Origin of the sequence: Bacillus aerolatus (assembly GCF_009183655.1) — a bacterium.
Classification (GTDB): domain Bacteria; phylum Bacillota; class Bacilli; order Bacillales; family Domibacillaceae; genus Pseudobacillus; species Pseudobacillus aerolatus.
Genome location: NZ_WEIO01000015.1, coordinates 1 through 13,727 on the forward strand (window position 1 = coordinate 1; position 13,727 = coordinate 13,727).

The window sequence follows — 13,727 nt, forward strand, 5'->3', positions numbered from 1 at the left end:
CTCACCCGTCCGCCGCTAACTTGAACTGGAGCAAGCTCCAGTTCAAGTCCGCTCGACTTGCATGTATTAGGCACGCCGCCAGCGTTCGTCCTGAGCCAGGATCAAACTCTCCAAAAAGATGTTTGACTTGCTCATGTTTTAAAAATAAGAATTAACTTACTGGCATGTATTTTGTTCAGTTTTCAAAGATCAATTGTTTCTCAGTCGTTTTTTTGCGACCTATTTAATATAACAAATCTCACTCTCGGTGTCAACAACTTTTTAAATTCTTTTTTGATAATTTAATGTCCGTTGTTAGCAACGAATATAAATATACCATCTCTTCTTCTTGTGCGCAAGATCTTTTTCTAAATTAATTCTGCTAATTCATAAAATCATTAATTTCAAATTTTCTGTGTTTGTTTTCCGTTATAAAAACAGCAAAGGACCGCCCGAGGCGATCCTTATCAAAGCTATTCTTTGTGTCTCATTAGTGGGAAAAGCAGCACGTCGCGAATGGAAGGAGAGTTTGTTAACAGCATAACGAGACGATCGATCCCAATGCCAAGTCCTCCAGTTGGCGGCAAACCATATTCTAATGCTTCTATAAAATCTTCATCCATTTCGTGCGCTTCATCGTTTCCTTGCTCGCGCTCTTTTAATTGCGCTTCAAACCGTTCGCGCTGATCGATTGGATCGTTCAACTCTGTAAATGCATTCGCATGTTCACGGCCGACAATGAACAATTCAAAACGATCTGTGAAACGCGGATCTTTATCGTTTTTCTTAGCCAGTGGAGAAATTTCAACTGGGTGACCATAAATGAAAGTAGGTTGAATAAGCTCTTCTTCCACTTTTTGCTCGAAAAACTCATTGACAATATGGCCATATTGCATTGTTTCTTTATATTCAATGCCGTGCTCTTTTGCCAGTTCACGGGCTTGTTCATCAGTCATCTCCTGCCAGAAATCCACACCGGTAAATTCCTTCACAGCGTCTACCATATGCAGGCGGCGCCACTGCGGTTTTAAATCAACTTCGTATTCCCCATATGTTACTGTTGTGCTGCCATGTACTTCTTGTGCTATGTGGGCTACTAAGTTTTCAGTCAAGCGCATGATGTCTTGATAATCTGCGTAAGCCTCGTACAATTCAATCATTGTAAATTCCGGGTTATGACGGGTAGACACACCTTCATTGCGGAATACGCGGCCGATTTCATACACTTTTTCCATACCACCAACGATTAAACGTTTTAAATGCAGCTCAATCGCAATACGCATGTAAAGTTCCATGTCCAGCGCGTTATGGTGCGTGACAAATGGGCGCGCGGACGCTCCACCTGCCAGTGAATGCATCATTGGAGTTTCTACTTCTAAATAACCTTGTTCATCTAGATATCGTCTCATTGCCTGAATAATGCGGCTGCGGGCGATAAACGTCTGCTGGCTGTCCGGACTTGTAATTAAGTCTAAGTACCGCTGGCGGTAGCGCTGTTCAACATCTTTCAATCCGTGGAACTTATCAGGAAGTGGACGCAAAGCTTTCGTTAAAAATTCAAAGTGATCGACTTTAATTGAAAGTTCTCCTACTTTTGTTTTGAAAACTGTACCGCTTACGCCGATGATGTCGCCAAGATCCGTCATGTTGAAAATTTCATACGCTTCGTCTCCGACGGCATCTTTACGGACGTAAATCTGGATTTGTCCAGTCAAATCTTGAATGTGGGCGAACCCAGCTTTTCCTTTCCCTCGCTTCGTCATGACACGCCCGGCAATTTTTACTTCCGCTTCTTTTTCTTCCAGCTCCTCTTTTGACAGCTGGTCGAATTCAGCGAGAATGCTTTGAGCTGTGTGCGTACGTTCGAAGCGTTTGCCAAAAGGATCAAGCCCTTTATCTCTTAATGTTTGCATTTTTTCTCTTCGGACCAGCAGCTGGTCGTTTAATTCTTCGTGGCTCATTCCATTCACTCCTATTTCTATGATCGCCCTTACAAGTTATCCGGCCTGGACAGCCGCTTCTTTTTCTTCCACTTCCTGAACAAAGTTGGACAGCAAGTTGACTAGTTCTTCTCTAGTATCGCATAAATTGATGTCTTTGCGTACACGGGCGTTGCCGCGAATGCCCTTTAAATACCAAGCAGCATGCTTTCTCATCTCGCGCACGGCAATATTTTCGTTTTTCAAAGCAATTAAGCGATCAAGGTGCAATAAACAAACATCTATTTTTTCACGTGCTGTAGGCTCTTCCATCAATTCACCTGTTTCCAGATAGTGCACTGTGCGATAAATCATCCAAGGGTTTCCGAGAGCAGCGCGGCCAATCATGACTCCATCCACTCCTGTTTCCTCGAGCATCCGCTTAGCATCCTGCGGAGTTTGTACGTCTCCATTGCCGATGACCGGGATATTGACTGATTGCTTCACTTCTTTAATAATGTCCCAGTTGGCATGGCCCTCATACATTTGTACACGAGTCCGGCCGTGAAGAGCGACTGCCTGCCCGCCTGCTCTTTCTACCGCACGAGCATTTTCTACAGCATAAATATGGTCTTCGTCCCAGCCCATGCGCATTTTTACTGTAACTGGTTTATCGACTGCCTCTGTAACAGCGGACACCATTTCATAGATTTTATTCGGATCGAGCAGCCATTTCGCTCCCGCATCACATTTCGTAATCTTCGGCACCGGGCAGCCCATATTGATATCAATAATATCGGCATTTGTGTTTTTGTCCACGAAGCTTGCCGCTTGTACTAAAGATTCTCTTTTGCCTCCAAAAATCTGCAGACTGAGCGGGTTTTCTCTTTCATCAATATAGAGCATGTCCATCGTTTTTTCGTTTTGAAAAACAATTCCTTTGTCACTGACCATTTCAGCGCAAACGAGGCCGGCACCAAATTCTTTTACCGTCAGACGAAATGCGGAGTTACAAATACCTGCCATTGGCGCCAGCACAACCCGGTTTTTCATTTCAATATTTCCGATCTTTAACATATTCATCCCCTTTCTATTTTTTTATCCGGCGGACGCAGTTCATCAGTTGATATGTGCAAGGCTTCTGATATGTCTTTCAGCAAGTCATCAGTTAATGCACGACTGCCTCTTTCAACTTCACCGAGCACAGAAACGGATATTCCCAGCTGATGAGCAAGTCCTTCCTGGGTAAAGCCTTTCAATTTCCTGAAAGCCCGGATTCGTCTTCCCCATTGATCTGTTTCCACAGGCGGACACCTTTCCTTTCTTGAACACTTGAAAGTGCGTCTTCAAGCGGTATATCAGTCCCTGGAAAGCAAATAGTTGAATCTATCTCTACTAAAGGTATAAGCACAAAAGCACGTTCGCACATTCTTGGATGTGGAACAATAAGTTTCTCTGATTTAATATTGTCTTGATTATACAATAAAATGTCAAGGTCTATTATTCTTGGGCCCCATTTGAATTCCCTTATCCGGCCAAGCTGCTGTTCGATGGACAGACACAACTCAAGCAGCGCTTCCGCTGATAGAGAGGTGGCCAGTTGAACAGCCATGTTTAAAAAAGCAGCTTGATCTGTATAGCCGACAGGGTCCGTTTCATAAATGGAAGAAAGCTTTTCTATTTTAATTTCCTCATGTGAGCGAAGCGAGCGGAGCGCTAGTTGTAAGTTCGCATCCCTATCTTCTATATTCGTACCGAGTGATAAAAAAGCTTTATTATTCATCTTCTGTCCTTCTCCTCGTTATTTCGACAGCCACATGATCGTAATGACCGGGAATCGGGGGATTCGGCTTGATTACTTTTATTGTACAAGCCAATACTGCAGGGAACTTTTTTAAAAGCGCAGAGGAAATGTGTTCAGCAATTGATTCGATTAGCTTGAACGTCTTATGCTCTGCAAATTCTTTGCATACTTGATAAACTTCCCCATAGTTAACCGAATCCTCCAAGTTGTCTGACTCTCCTGCTTTTTTTAAGGAAACTTCCAGCACAGCATCTATCCGGAATCGCTGGCCAAGTTGGTTTTCTTCTGGAAAAACACCGTGGTACCCGTAAAACTCCATGCCCGTTACATAGATTTTATCCATCGTTTCACCCTTTTCCTATTAAGGCATCCATCATTTTAGCCATCCGGCTGATTGGTTTAACATCATGGACACGGAGAATATGACAGCCTCTTTCAATACCGAAACAGCAGACAGCTCCTGTCCCTTCCATTCTTTCTTCCACCGGCAAATTGAGTACATGGCCGACGATTCTTTTTCTGGAAGCACCTAGCAGTACCGGGAATCCGAGAGCAGCTACTTTGTCTAAATGTTGCAGCATTAGTAAGTGCTGCTCCATATCTTTCGCAAAGCCGATCCCTGGGTCAAGAATAATTTGCTTTTCAGGCACGCCCGCTTTTATAGCAATATCAATGCTTTCATACAAATCGATCAATACATCGCGGATGAAAGATTCATAATTCATGTTATCTCTATTATGCATTAAAATGATCGGGACTTTTTTCTCGGCAGCCACTGCTGCGATTTCGGGATCTTTCTTTGCTCCCCAAATATCGTTAATAATGTGGGCTCCAGCTTCAACAGATTGCCGCGCTGTTTCAGCTTTATACGTGTCGATCGAAATAGGAACAGTTGTATGTGCAGCCACTGCTTGAATCACGGGCAGTACCCGTTCCAGCTCTTTTTCCAGCGGGATGGCAGAATAACCGGGGCGCGTTGATTCACCGCCGATATCAATAATGTCGGCTCCCGCCTCAATCATCTTTTGCGCATGATCAATAGCTGTACCTGTTTCATCAAATTGTCCGCCGTCGGAAAAAGAATCCGGCGTTGTATTTAGAATACCCATAATATATGTCTTTTTCGTAAAATCCAGATTGTATGGTCCTGCTGAAACGTTCATGGTTCTACTCCTTCCACCTTTCATTCTTTTCTATTTTAACATGACTGAACCGCGCAAAAATAAAAAAACAGGCTGATTTTCTCAGCCTGTTTTTTCAACTGTTTCATTCTCCATCAAAATCGTAAAGTGGAGTACTTAAATAACGCTCCCCATTACTAGGGATGATCGCCAGTACTTTCTTTCCTTTTCCGAGCTTTTCGGCTACTTGCAATGCAGCAGAGATCGCTGCTCCGGAAGAAATTCCGCCTAAAATTCCTTCTTCACGCGCAGCTTTGCGTGCCGTTTCAAACGCGTCTTCGTTTTCAATCGTAATGACTTCATCGTATATTTTCGTATCCAATACTTTCGGAACAAAGCCTGCTCCGATTCCTTGAATTTTATGAGGGCCTGGTTTCCCGCCGGAAAGAACAGGGGAATCTTTCGGCTCTACTGCATAAATTTTAATGTCAGGAAACTTTTGCTTCAACACTTCGCCGGCTCCCGTGATCGTACCGCCAGTACCAATGCCGGAAATAAACGCATCGAGCTGGTCCATCTGCTCAGCAATTTCTTTTCCCGTTGTTTTCCGATGAATTTCCGGGTTCGCTTCATTTTCAAATTGTTGCGGCATAAAGTAGCCATTTTCTTCAGCAAGTTCTTTTGCCTTACGAATCGCTCCGTTCATTCCTTCAGGGCCCGGCGTCAATACAAGTTCTGCCCCATAAGCACGAAGCAAATTGCGGCGTTCCATACTCATCGTTTCCGGCATAACAAGAATCGCCCGATAACCTTTTGCTGCTGCTATCATTGCCAGGCCAATCCCTGTGTTGCCGCTTGTCGGTTCAATGATTGTACCGCCTTTTGAAAGACCGCCTTGTTCCTCTGCTGCTTGGATCATCGCCAGCGCAATTCTGTCTTTTACACTGCTTCCTGGATTCATATATTCAAGTTTCAAATATACATCCGCACTATTCTCATTCACTAAGTTATTTAATTTTACTATCGGAGTCTGGCCGACTAGTTCAGCCACTGAATTTGCCACACGTACCATTTCATCCACCTCAATACCGAGTATTTTTATTGGTTATATAGAATTTACCAATATTCCTGTGAAAAGTCAATTGTTTTACTTCTTAATATACGGTTAAATTGCAAAAAAACCTGCAAAATATTTGAAGTTTGCAGGTTTTCTCTCTATTAATTTAATGAAGAATTAGCTTCTTCTTTCATTTGTTCAAGCTCATCTTTTGTAAAAACATATTTTTCGTTGCAAAAATGGCATTGGGCTTCTGCCTGTCCATCTTCATCAATCATCGCTTGTATCTCTTCTTTGCCAAGACCAATTAACGCGTCCCCGAACCGTTCTTTTGAACATGTACATTCAAAGCTGACTGGCATCGTTTCAAGAATCTTTACATTTTCTTTTCCTAAAATATAAAAAAGAATTTCTTCCGGAGTCATCCCTTTTTCAATCAGCTTGGAGATAGGAGTCATGTTCGTAATTTTTTCTTCAATAAGAGAAATGACTTCTTCTTCCGCTCCCGGCATGATTTGAATAATAAAACCTCCTGCCGCTAAAATCGAGTTGTCGGGATTAACGAGCACACCGACACCGACAGAAGATGGCAACTGTTCCGAAGCAGCAAAATAATACGTAAAGTCATCTCCGATTTCTCCAGAAACAATCGGCGTCTGGCCGCTGAAATGTTCACGAAGTCCGACGTCTTTTACAACTGTAAGCATCCCTTCTGTTCCGACCGCCCGCCGGACGTCAAGTTTGCCTTGTTCATTTAAATCAAAATGAGTTTGCGGATTTGTGACGTATCCCCGCACTTCTCCTTTTGAATTGGCATCTACAAGAATGACTCCGACCGGTCCGCCGCCTTCCAACTTAATGGTGATCTTTTCTTCACCTTTCATCATCGCGCCCATCATAACACCAGCTGTCATCGTCCGGCCAAGTGCAGCAGAGGCTGTCGGCCACGTATAATGTTTTCTTTGGGCTTCATTCACTGTTTGCGTTGTGTCCGATGCATACGCACGAACTTGACCATCAAAAGCTAATGCCTTTACTAGATAATCCTTCATGGAAAAGCTCCTTTCTTATCAAAGGTTGCGTTTATAAATAAGGCATAAGCCTTTAAGTGTTAGAAATGGATCAACTATATCAATAACTTGGGATTCTTTTCCGATTAACGGTGCAAGCCCCCCTGTTGCAATCACGGTCGGCTGTTTTTGGCTGTGTTCCTTCATCCGGTTAACAATCCCTTCCACTTGACCGACGTATCCATATAAAATACCGGCCTGCATCGCGGACACCGTATTTTTACCAACAATATGATCAGGCCTGATGATTTCAATGCGGGGGAGCTTCGCTGCTCTTGAATAAAGGGCTTCCGTAGAAATTGTGATTCCCGGAGCAATTGCACCACCCATGTAATGACCGTCTTCATCAATGTAGCAATAGGTAGTAGCTGTCCCAAAGTCTACAATAATCAGCGGGCTGCCGTATTCGTGAATACCGGCAACTGCGTTGACAATACGGTCTGCTCCCACTTCGCGTGGGTTTTCATATTTAATATTTAATCCGGTTTTCATTCCCGGACCGACGATCATCGGTTTTACACGAAAATACTTTCGGCACATTTCCTCAAGCGAAAACATAATAGGCGGCACGACCGAAGAAATGATAATGCCCGTAATCTGGTCAAGAGAAATTCCAACGTGCTGAAAAAGATTTTTGACCATCATGCCATATTCATCTTCTGTTTTATTGCGGCTTGTTTCAATCCGCCAGTGAAATTTTAACTCATCCTCTTCATAAACGCCCAATACAGTATTTGTATTCCCTACATCCAACACAAATATCAAAGCTCTCACCACACTCATCTAAACTTTTTATTGCTGCCATTCATCATATCACATAAAAGCGGCAACATCATTATGACATGCTTCCCGAAAACAAGCATTTTTAACGAAAAAAAACGCCGATTTTTATCGGCGTCTCTCGTTAAGCTTTTGGATCATCTTCCTGATCAAGCCGCTCTGGTGCTTTTTCTTCTAAAGGAAGCTGAATTTCTTTCGTTTCAGAAATTTCTTCTTTCTTCTGAACATTGACTGTTACTTGCTCGTCTTTAGAGATTTTGATCTTTCCTGTCTCTTCATCTGATTCATATTTACGCTCAGGCAATGAGCCATGATCAGCGAGATGTTTAATTTGGGCAGCATCCAGTGTTTCAATGTCAAGAAGCGTGTTTGCGATCAACTCAAGCTTGTCGCGGTTTTCAGTTAAAATAACTTTCGCACGTTCATAACAACCCTTAATAATTTTTTGAATCTCAAGGTCGATTTCATACGCAATCGCATCTGAATAGTTCTGTTCATTGTTAAAATCGCGTCCGAGGAAAACTTGGCCTCCGGAAGTTTGGCCGAACTGGAGCGGTCCAAGCTTATCGCTCATCCCGAACTCCGTCACCATCCGGCGGGCAATGCCTGTTGCGCGTTGGAAGTCGTTGTGAGCGCCAGTCGACACTTCACCGAAAATAATGTCTTCTGCTACACGCCCGCCAAGCAAGCCTGTGATTTTATCGAGCAGCTCCGGCTTCGTCATAAAGTAGCGGTCTTCTTTCGGCAGCATGACCGCATAACCGCCAGCCTGGCCACGTGGAACGATCGTAACTTTATGAACCATTTCTGCTTCATCAAGCACAAGACCAATCACTGTATGGCCCGCTTCATGGAAAGCGACAATTTTTCTTTCTTTTTGGGAAATGACGCGGCTTTTTTTAGCTGGACCGGCAATAACCCGGTCGGTTGCTTCATCAATATCACGCATATCAATTTTCTTCTTGTTACGACGGGCAGCTACAAGCGCTGCTTCATTTAACAAGTTTTCAAGATCTGCACCTGAAAATCCAGGTGTTCTCATCGCAATCGCTTTTAAATCCACTGCTTCATCAAGCGGTTTGTTGCGTGCATGAACATGCAACACTGCTTCACGCCCATTAACATCCGGGCGGTCAACCGTAATCTGGCGGTCAAAACGGCCTGGGCGCAATAAAGCAGGATCTAAAATATCAGGACGGTTTGTAGCAGCGATAATAATAATTCCTTCATTGGCGCTGAATCCATCCATTTCAACTAAAAGCTGGTTCAATGTTTGCTCACGCTCATCATGTCCACCACCGAGGCCAGCACCGCGCTGACGGCCAACGGCATCAATCTCATCAATAAAGATAATACACGGTGCGTTCTTTTTCGCATTTTCAAACAAATCACGTACACGGGAAGCACCGACACCGACGAACATCTCAACGAAGTCAGATCCGCTGATCGTAAAGAACGGAACGCCCGCTTCACCTGCTGCTGCTCGCGCAAGTAACGTTTTCCCGGTACCTGGAGGACCTACTAAAAGAACACCTTTAGGAATCCTTGCACCTAATTCAGAGAATTTGCGTGGGTCTTTTAAAAATTCAACGACTTCAACTAATTCCTGCTTCTCTTCATCTGCACCCGCCACATCTTTGAAGCGGACTTTTTTCTTTTCATCATTGTACAAACGGGCTTTGCTTTTTCCGAAATTCATGACTCGGCTGCCCCCGCCCTGAGCTTGATTCAACAGGAAGAAGAACAGAAGGAAAATAATCAAGAACGGAATAATCGTTGTGAAGAAAGATACCCAGCCGCTCGTTTCTTTGGCAGGAAGAATCTCTACTTTCGAACCTTTTGCTGCTTCGTCAATTCGGTTCAGCATGTTCTCGCTGTTCATCACGTAAGTAAGGAAAAACTCTCCTTCTTTTGCACCCTTGAGCTGACCGCGAATCTCATAAACTCCTCTTTCAGGCTGCAGTGAAAATGTATCCACCTGATCTTTTTCCAGATGGGAAACAAATTCGTTGTACGTTATATTCTTATTTGGTTCATTATTGTTGTTAAAATAACTGACAACTCCAATAATGACGAGAAAAACTAATAAATAAAATATGGTATATCGAAAAATCCGGCTCATCCCTTACCTCCTCCCACGGTAAAAATACTGTATTCAATACTATCATAGAAAATCTTGGTATTACAACTATTTGACATGCGGTTCGGCCTATTCATATATACTGCTCAACCTTTCTTATTCCTTGTCCGCTTCCGCATATATTTCAGGCTTCAGTATGCCTATATAAGGAAGGTTCCGGTATTTCTCGGCAAAGTCGAGTCCGTAACCTACAACGAAAGCGTCCGGCACATTGAATCCGACAATATCAGCTTTGATTTTTGCCTTTCTGCCGGTCGGTTTATCCAAGAGAGTGACGATTTTAATCGATTTCGCTTTTCTGTATCGGAAAAGCTCGACGAGATAGCTTAGCGTCAGCCCGCTGTCAATAATGTCTTCAATAATTAATATATCTCTTCCTTCAACCGACGTATCAAGGTCCTTCACAATCTTTACTTCTCCTGAAGAAGTAGTGGAGCGGCCATAGCTTGAAACATCCATGAAGTCCATTTCTAAATAAGTGTCCACACGCTTCAGCAAATCAGACATGAAAGGCATAGCTCCTTTCAGCACTCCAATAACAAGGGGGAATTTATCTTTGTACTCTTCTGTAAGCTCAAAGCCGAGCCCTTTAATTTTCTCTTGAATTTCTTCTTCTGTAATCAGCACTTTCTCGATATCCTGATTTAACAATTTGTTAGCCTCCTAGAAGTGATTGCGTATATAAATTAAAGTTAAATGGCTGCCAGTAGAGCCAGCTTGTTCATGCCTGGATTTCTTCATTCCCGGCACCCAAAGCAGTTCTCCCTCGCCATCTGTTATAATTGGCCACTGATCGCGCTTTGAGAGAACGATTTTTTCATCGATGAATAAATCCTTCAGTTTTTTCGAACCGTTCATGCCTTTTGGCTGAATTTTATCTCCTCGTTTTCTCGTGCGGACACAAAGCGGAAGTTTCACCTTTTGGTTAAGAACCATATATTCGGTTTCAGCCATTGCTTCCGGCTTATTCCTCGCCAATATAAATTGTCCTCCATACGGCCAGGAAATCCGGTCTCCTACATTCAATTCAAAAGCATATTCCTGCTTTTCTGTTGTGCTAAACCTAAAGACACACAGGTGATACTCCCGGCAGACTTTCAGCCCATGCGGCAAGTCCAAATTCCATGAAGGCCTGCCTTCTTTTAAAAGCTGTAAAATTTGCTGAATATGTACGAAGGAGAAGGGGGTTTTCCCTTTATAAAGATAGTTTAATATTAGATGAATCCCTCTTCTTTGTAAAGACAAAGGCATTGCATGGAAAGCCTCAATTTTGATCAAAGATTTAGTACCGTCTTTTTCCCATACATTATTCATTTTCTCTTTCGTTAATTCCTCTAAAAGTTCGTTATCAGCATTCATTTCTTCACTAAAACGCTGAAAATGCTCGTGAACCTGGGGGTTTTCCTTTTTCAAAAATGGAAGGAGATGACGGCGAAATCGATTGCGCGTATAATCCGATTTCTCATTGCTTGGATCCCGGCGCGGATTCAGCTCATGATAACTGCAATACTCCTCAATCATGTCTTTATCAAGAGAAAGGAGCGGGCGAATAATTTCCTTTTTTCCAAAAGGCCTTCGAACAGGAATGCCTCCGCGGCTGCCCGCTCCTTTTGCCAGTTGCATCATAATTGTTTCCACTTGGTCGTCCCCGTGATGAGCGAGCGCCAATTTGTCAGCCGAAAACTTTTGCATGCCTCTTTCGAAAAATTCGTAGCGGATGCGACGTGACACTTCCTGCAATCCCCCGCCGTTTTCCTCCATTTCCTTCGCTATATTGATCCTCTCTGCATAAAATGGAATACTTCTTTCTTCACAAAAGTGTTGAACAAACTTTAATTCTTTATAAGACTCTTCCTTTCTAAACATGTGATCGAGATGAAGAGCGAAAATTTCAATGCCTAATGACTCTCTCCTGTCCGCTAAGTAAGAAAGCAGCGATAACGAGTCCGGTCCCCCTGACACTCCAACAGCAATTTTCTCTCCTTCTTTAATTAACTGATGGCGATTAATAAAACTTTTGACTTTTACTTCATATGCCAGCATGTGTTCCTCTTTCTGCTCTTTTTTACTGACTATATTAACATTTCCTAAAGACAACAAACAAAAAATAATCATTTTAAATGTATATTAAATAAGCAGTTCAGCAAGTACATATAAGACATAAAGAGCAGCCACAAGTAAGACGGCTGTCATCGTAAGCAATCCCTGCTCTTTCCTCTGCTTCCGCTTAAGCGCGGTTCTTCCAGTCTTTTTGCGAGCTGCAGGTCTCGCTTTCAATGCTTCTTTCTTAATTGGCTCAGTCCCTAAAGCGGCGAGCAGCTCCTCGCGCATCATCCGGGCAGAGGAATACTCTCCTTGCAGCGCTTTAATTAAAACCGGAGCAAAAGCAGTAAGCTCTTTTTTTTGCCTCACTTTGTCTACTAACTGCTTCACTCCACTTTCGTTCCGCGGGAATCTTTCCGGATAAACAAGATTGACAGCCACCATAGCAGCGGCAAACAAATCATAGGACGGCTCCGCTTTTCGTGATCCAGCACGCCAGTATCCCCTGTCAAAAAACTCTGTGTATTCTTTGACGGCACGTCCCATTTTTGTCGTTCCGCCAACATCTATACAACGGAGGGCAAAAGGTGGTCCCGATACAATCAAATTATCTGGTTTAATATCACCAAAAATCCAGCCCGCTTCATGGAGCATATGCAGGTTTTCAAGCAGCTGCAAAAGCAATACACCAATCCACGACGAGCCCCTGGCCTGGATAAAAGCAGAAAGTGTCGGTCCCTCTATATATTCCATTACATAAAACGGCTGGACTCCATTGCGGCTTTCCCAGTCGTCAGCATCTAATAAAGAAGGCCCAAGGGAAGACCCCTGGACCTTAGCAAACGCCTTCAGAACGTTCATTTCAGCTGTAATGGATAGCTGGCTGCTGAATTTTAAAGCGGCTGTTCCGCCGCTCCCATTCACTAAGTAGACCGTACCCGCGGCTCCCTGGCCGAGCTTTCGTTCCACTAAATAAGCTTGTTTATGCCATTTTCCATGTATAACTGCTCCGCGGCCGACGCTAAACTGATTTTTCGATGTATTCATCATCTTTCGGCAACCAGCCTTTCCTGCTCCGCTTCGTCTTAAAGCGGGAAATAGCTTCCCGAATGGCCGGTCCGGTTGGCGTTAATCCACCAGGAGACAGTCTTGAAAACATGGTCGTAAGCGACTCCAATTTTGGCGTCCATTCAAGCAATTGTTCCGTTTCTTTTCTTTTCCCGGGAAATACGGATAAAGAAAATAAATTGCTGCCCATTCTCGCATTCATGCTTAATGATAAGTCGAGCAGTGCTTCTTTCACCGTCGGCAGCTTGTTTTTCATGCTCGCGCTCGTATCAACTAAGATCAATACTTCTAAGTTGGCTGTTTCTCCAAGTTCATCTACTACTTCCATCACTTCGCCGCGAGTTTCCGGCGGCAGCGCTTCCATTGTTGTCTCGTTATGCAAAATCTTTTTTAATTGTTCATTGACTACTCCTTGCAGCGTTTGGGTCATAGCTTGTCTCGTCACCATTTGTACGGTGTGCGAAAGCTGCTTTGCATAAACGGTCTGGCTAATGCCCCCGCCGGAAAGGGCAATTTGATCAATTTCCTGAAACCCCCGCTGATCCGCTGCCTCGTCGTCTACAATTCCGATAACATTTACTGTGATCCCCTGCTCCCGGGCCAGTGCTGCCATAGCAACCGGATCTTCCCCGTGATTTGAGCAGCCGTCTGTCAGCAATAAAATCTGCTTAATCGTACCTTGTTTCATCGTAACCCCTCCAACCTTAACGAGTTACCTTCATCCTCGCCGAAAAAGAAGGCATTTA

14 protein-coding genes and 1 rRNA gene are annotated in these 13,727 nt (G+C 43.6%); all 15 read right to left on the bottom strand.

The window, feature by feature from the left end; genetic code table 11:
* Positions 1-117 (bottom strand): 16S ribosomal RNA (locus tag F9802_RS17845); the annotation flags it as partial.
* A gap of 335 nt (positions 118-452) precedes the next feature.
* Positions 453-1,940: a lysine--tRNA ligase gene (gene lysS / locus F9802_RS17850; RefSeq protein ID WP_152154402.1), complete on the bottom strand. Its 1,488-nt coding sequence runs from the start codon at positions 1,938-1,940 to the stop codon at positions 453-455.
* A gap of 36 nt (positions 1,941-1,976) precedes the next feature.
* Positions 1,977-2,975: a tRNA dihydrouridine synthase DusB gene (gene dusB, locus F9802_RS17855; RefSeq protein WP_152154404.1), complete on the bottom strand. Its 999-nt coding sequence runs from the start codon at positions 2,973-2,975 to the stop codon at positions 1,977-1,979.
* Between the two features lie 2 nt (positions 2,976-2,977).
* Positions 2,978-3,202, bottom strand: a complete 225-nt coding sequence (locus tag F9802_RS17860) for a helix-turn-helix domain-containing protein (protein WP_152154406.1) — start codon at positions 3,200-3,202, stop codon at positions 2,978-2,980.
* Positions 3,154-3,681, bottom strand: a complete 528-nt coding sequence (gene folK / locus F9802_RS17865) for a 2-amino-4-hydroxy-6-hydroxymethyldihydropteridine diphosphokinase (protein WP_152154408.1) — start codon at positions 3,679-3,681, stop codon at positions 3,154-3,156. Before folK ends, F9802_RS17860 begins: the two co-directional genes overlap by 49 nt.
* Positions 3,674-4,045: a dihydroneopterin aldolase gene (gene folB, locus F9802_RS17870; RefSeq protein WP_152154410.1), complete on the bottom strand. Its 372-nt coding sequence runs from the start codon at positions 4,043-4,045 to the stop codon at positions 3,674-3,676. Before folB ends, folK begins: the two co-directional genes overlap by 8 nt.
* 4 nt (positions 4,046-4,049) lie before the next feature.
* Positions 4,050-4,865 (bottom strand): dihydropteroate synthase, encoded by an 816-nt coding sequence (gene folP, locus F9802_RS17875; protein WP_152154412.1) that lies wholly within the window; start codon positions 4,863-4,865, stop codon positions 4,050-4,052.
* Positions 4,866-4,968: 103 nt separating this feature from the next.
* Positions 4,969-5,895 carry a cysteine synthase A gene (cysK, locus tag F9802_RS17880; RefSeq protein WP_152154414.1) on the bottom strand — a complete coding sequence of 309 codons (927 nt, stop codon included), beginning with the start codon at positions 5,893-5,895 and terminating at the stop codon, positions 4,969-4,971.
* Between the two features lie 146 nt (positions 5,896-6,041).
* On the bottom strand, positions 6,042-6,932 hold the full coding sequence (hslO, locus tag F9802_RS17885) for an Hsp33 family molecular chaperone HslO (protein ID WP_152154416.1): 891 nt from the start codon (positions 6,930-6,932) through the stop codon (positions 6,042-6,044).
* Positions 6,933-6,950: 18 nt separating this feature from the next.
* Positions 6,951-7,715: a type III pantothenate kinase gene (locus tag F9802_RS17890; protein WP_191992040.1), complete on the bottom strand. Its 765-nt coding sequence runs from the start codon at positions 7,713-7,715 to the stop codon at positions 6,951-6,953.
* A gap of 139 nt (positions 7,716-7,854) precedes the next feature.
* The gene (gene ftsH, locus F9802_RS17895) at positions 7,855-9,852 is read right to left on the bottom strand and encodes an ATP-dependent zinc metalloprotease FtsH (RefSeq protein WP_152154420.1); all 1,998 of its coding nucleotides are present in this window, start codon (positions 9,850-9,852) and stop codon (positions 7,855-7,857) included.
* A gap of 114 nt (positions 9,853-9,966) precedes the next feature.
* Positions 9,967-10,521: a hypoxanthine phosphoribosyltransferase gene (gene hpt, locus F9802_RS20020; RefSeq protein WP_225435393.1), complete on the bottom strand. Its 555-nt coding sequence runs from the start codon at positions 10,519-10,521 to the stop codon at positions 9,967-9,969.
* A gap of 12 nt (positions 10,522-10,533) precedes the next feature.
* Positions 10,534-11,913, bottom strand: coding sequence for a tRNA lysidine(34) synthetase TilS (gene tilS, locus F9802_RS17900; protein WP_225435394.1), 1,380 nt, complete (start codon positions 11,911-11,913; stop codon positions 10,534-10,536).
* 84 nt (positions 11,914-11,997) lie between these two features.
* Positions 11,998-12,963, bottom strand: coding sequence for a protein kinase domain-containing protein (locus F9802_RS17905; protein WP_152154422.1), 966 nt, complete (start codon positions 12,961-12,963; stop codon positions 11,998-12,000).
* A complete protein-coding gene (locus tag F9802_RS17910; protein WP_152154424.1) occupies positions 12,935-13,669 on the bottom strand; it encodes a vWA domain-containing protein in 735 nt (244 codons plus the stop codon). Before F9802_RS17910 ends, F9802_RS17905 begins: the two co-directional genes overlap by 29 nt.
* Positions 13,670-13,727: the final 58 nt, after the last annotated feature.

Bases quoted from the DNA above. Each gene is read 5' to 3' on its own strand.
- lysS (WP_152154402.1), bottom strand. From the start codon at position 1,940: ATGAGCCACGAAGAATTAAACGACCAGCTGCTGGTCCGAAGAGAAAAA.
- dusB (WP_152154404.1), bottom strand. From the start codon at position 2,975: ATGTTAAAGATCGGAAATATTGAAATGAAAAACCGGGTTGTGCTGGCG.
- folK (WP_152154408.1), bottom strand. From the start codon at position 3,681: ATGAATAATAAAGCTTTTTTATCACTCGGTACGAATATAGAAGATAGG.
- folB (WP_152154410.1), bottom strand. From the start codon at position 4,045: ATGGATAAAATCTATGTAACGGGCATGGAGTTTTACGGGTACCACGGT.
- folP (WP_152154412.1), bottom strand. From the start codon at position 4,865: ATGAACGTTTCAGCAGGACCATACAATCTGGATTTTACGAAAAAGACA.
- cysK (WP_152154414.1), bottom strand. From the start codon at position 5,895: ATGGTACGTGTGGCAAATTCAGTGGCTGAACTAGTCGGCCAGACTCCG.
- hslO (WP_152154416.1), bottom strand. From the start codon at position 6,932: ATGAAGGATTATCTAGTAAAGGCATTAGCTTTTGATGGTCAAGTTCGT.
- ftsH (WP_152154420.1), bottom strand. From the start codon at position 9,852: ATGAGCCGGATTTTTCGATATACCATATTTTATTTATTAGTTTTTCTC.
- tilS (WP_225435394.1), bottom strand. From the start codon at position 11,913: ATGCTGGCATATGAAGTAAAAGTCAAAAGTTTTATTAATCGCCATCAG.
- F9802_RS17905 (WP_152154422.1), bottom strand. From the start codon at position 12,963: ATGATGAATACATCGAAAAATCAGTTTAGCGTCGGCCGCGGAGCAGTT.
- F9802_RS17910 (WP_152154424.1), bottom strand. From the start codon at position 13,669: ATGAAACAAGGTACGATTAAGCAGATTTTATTGCTGACAGACGGCTGC.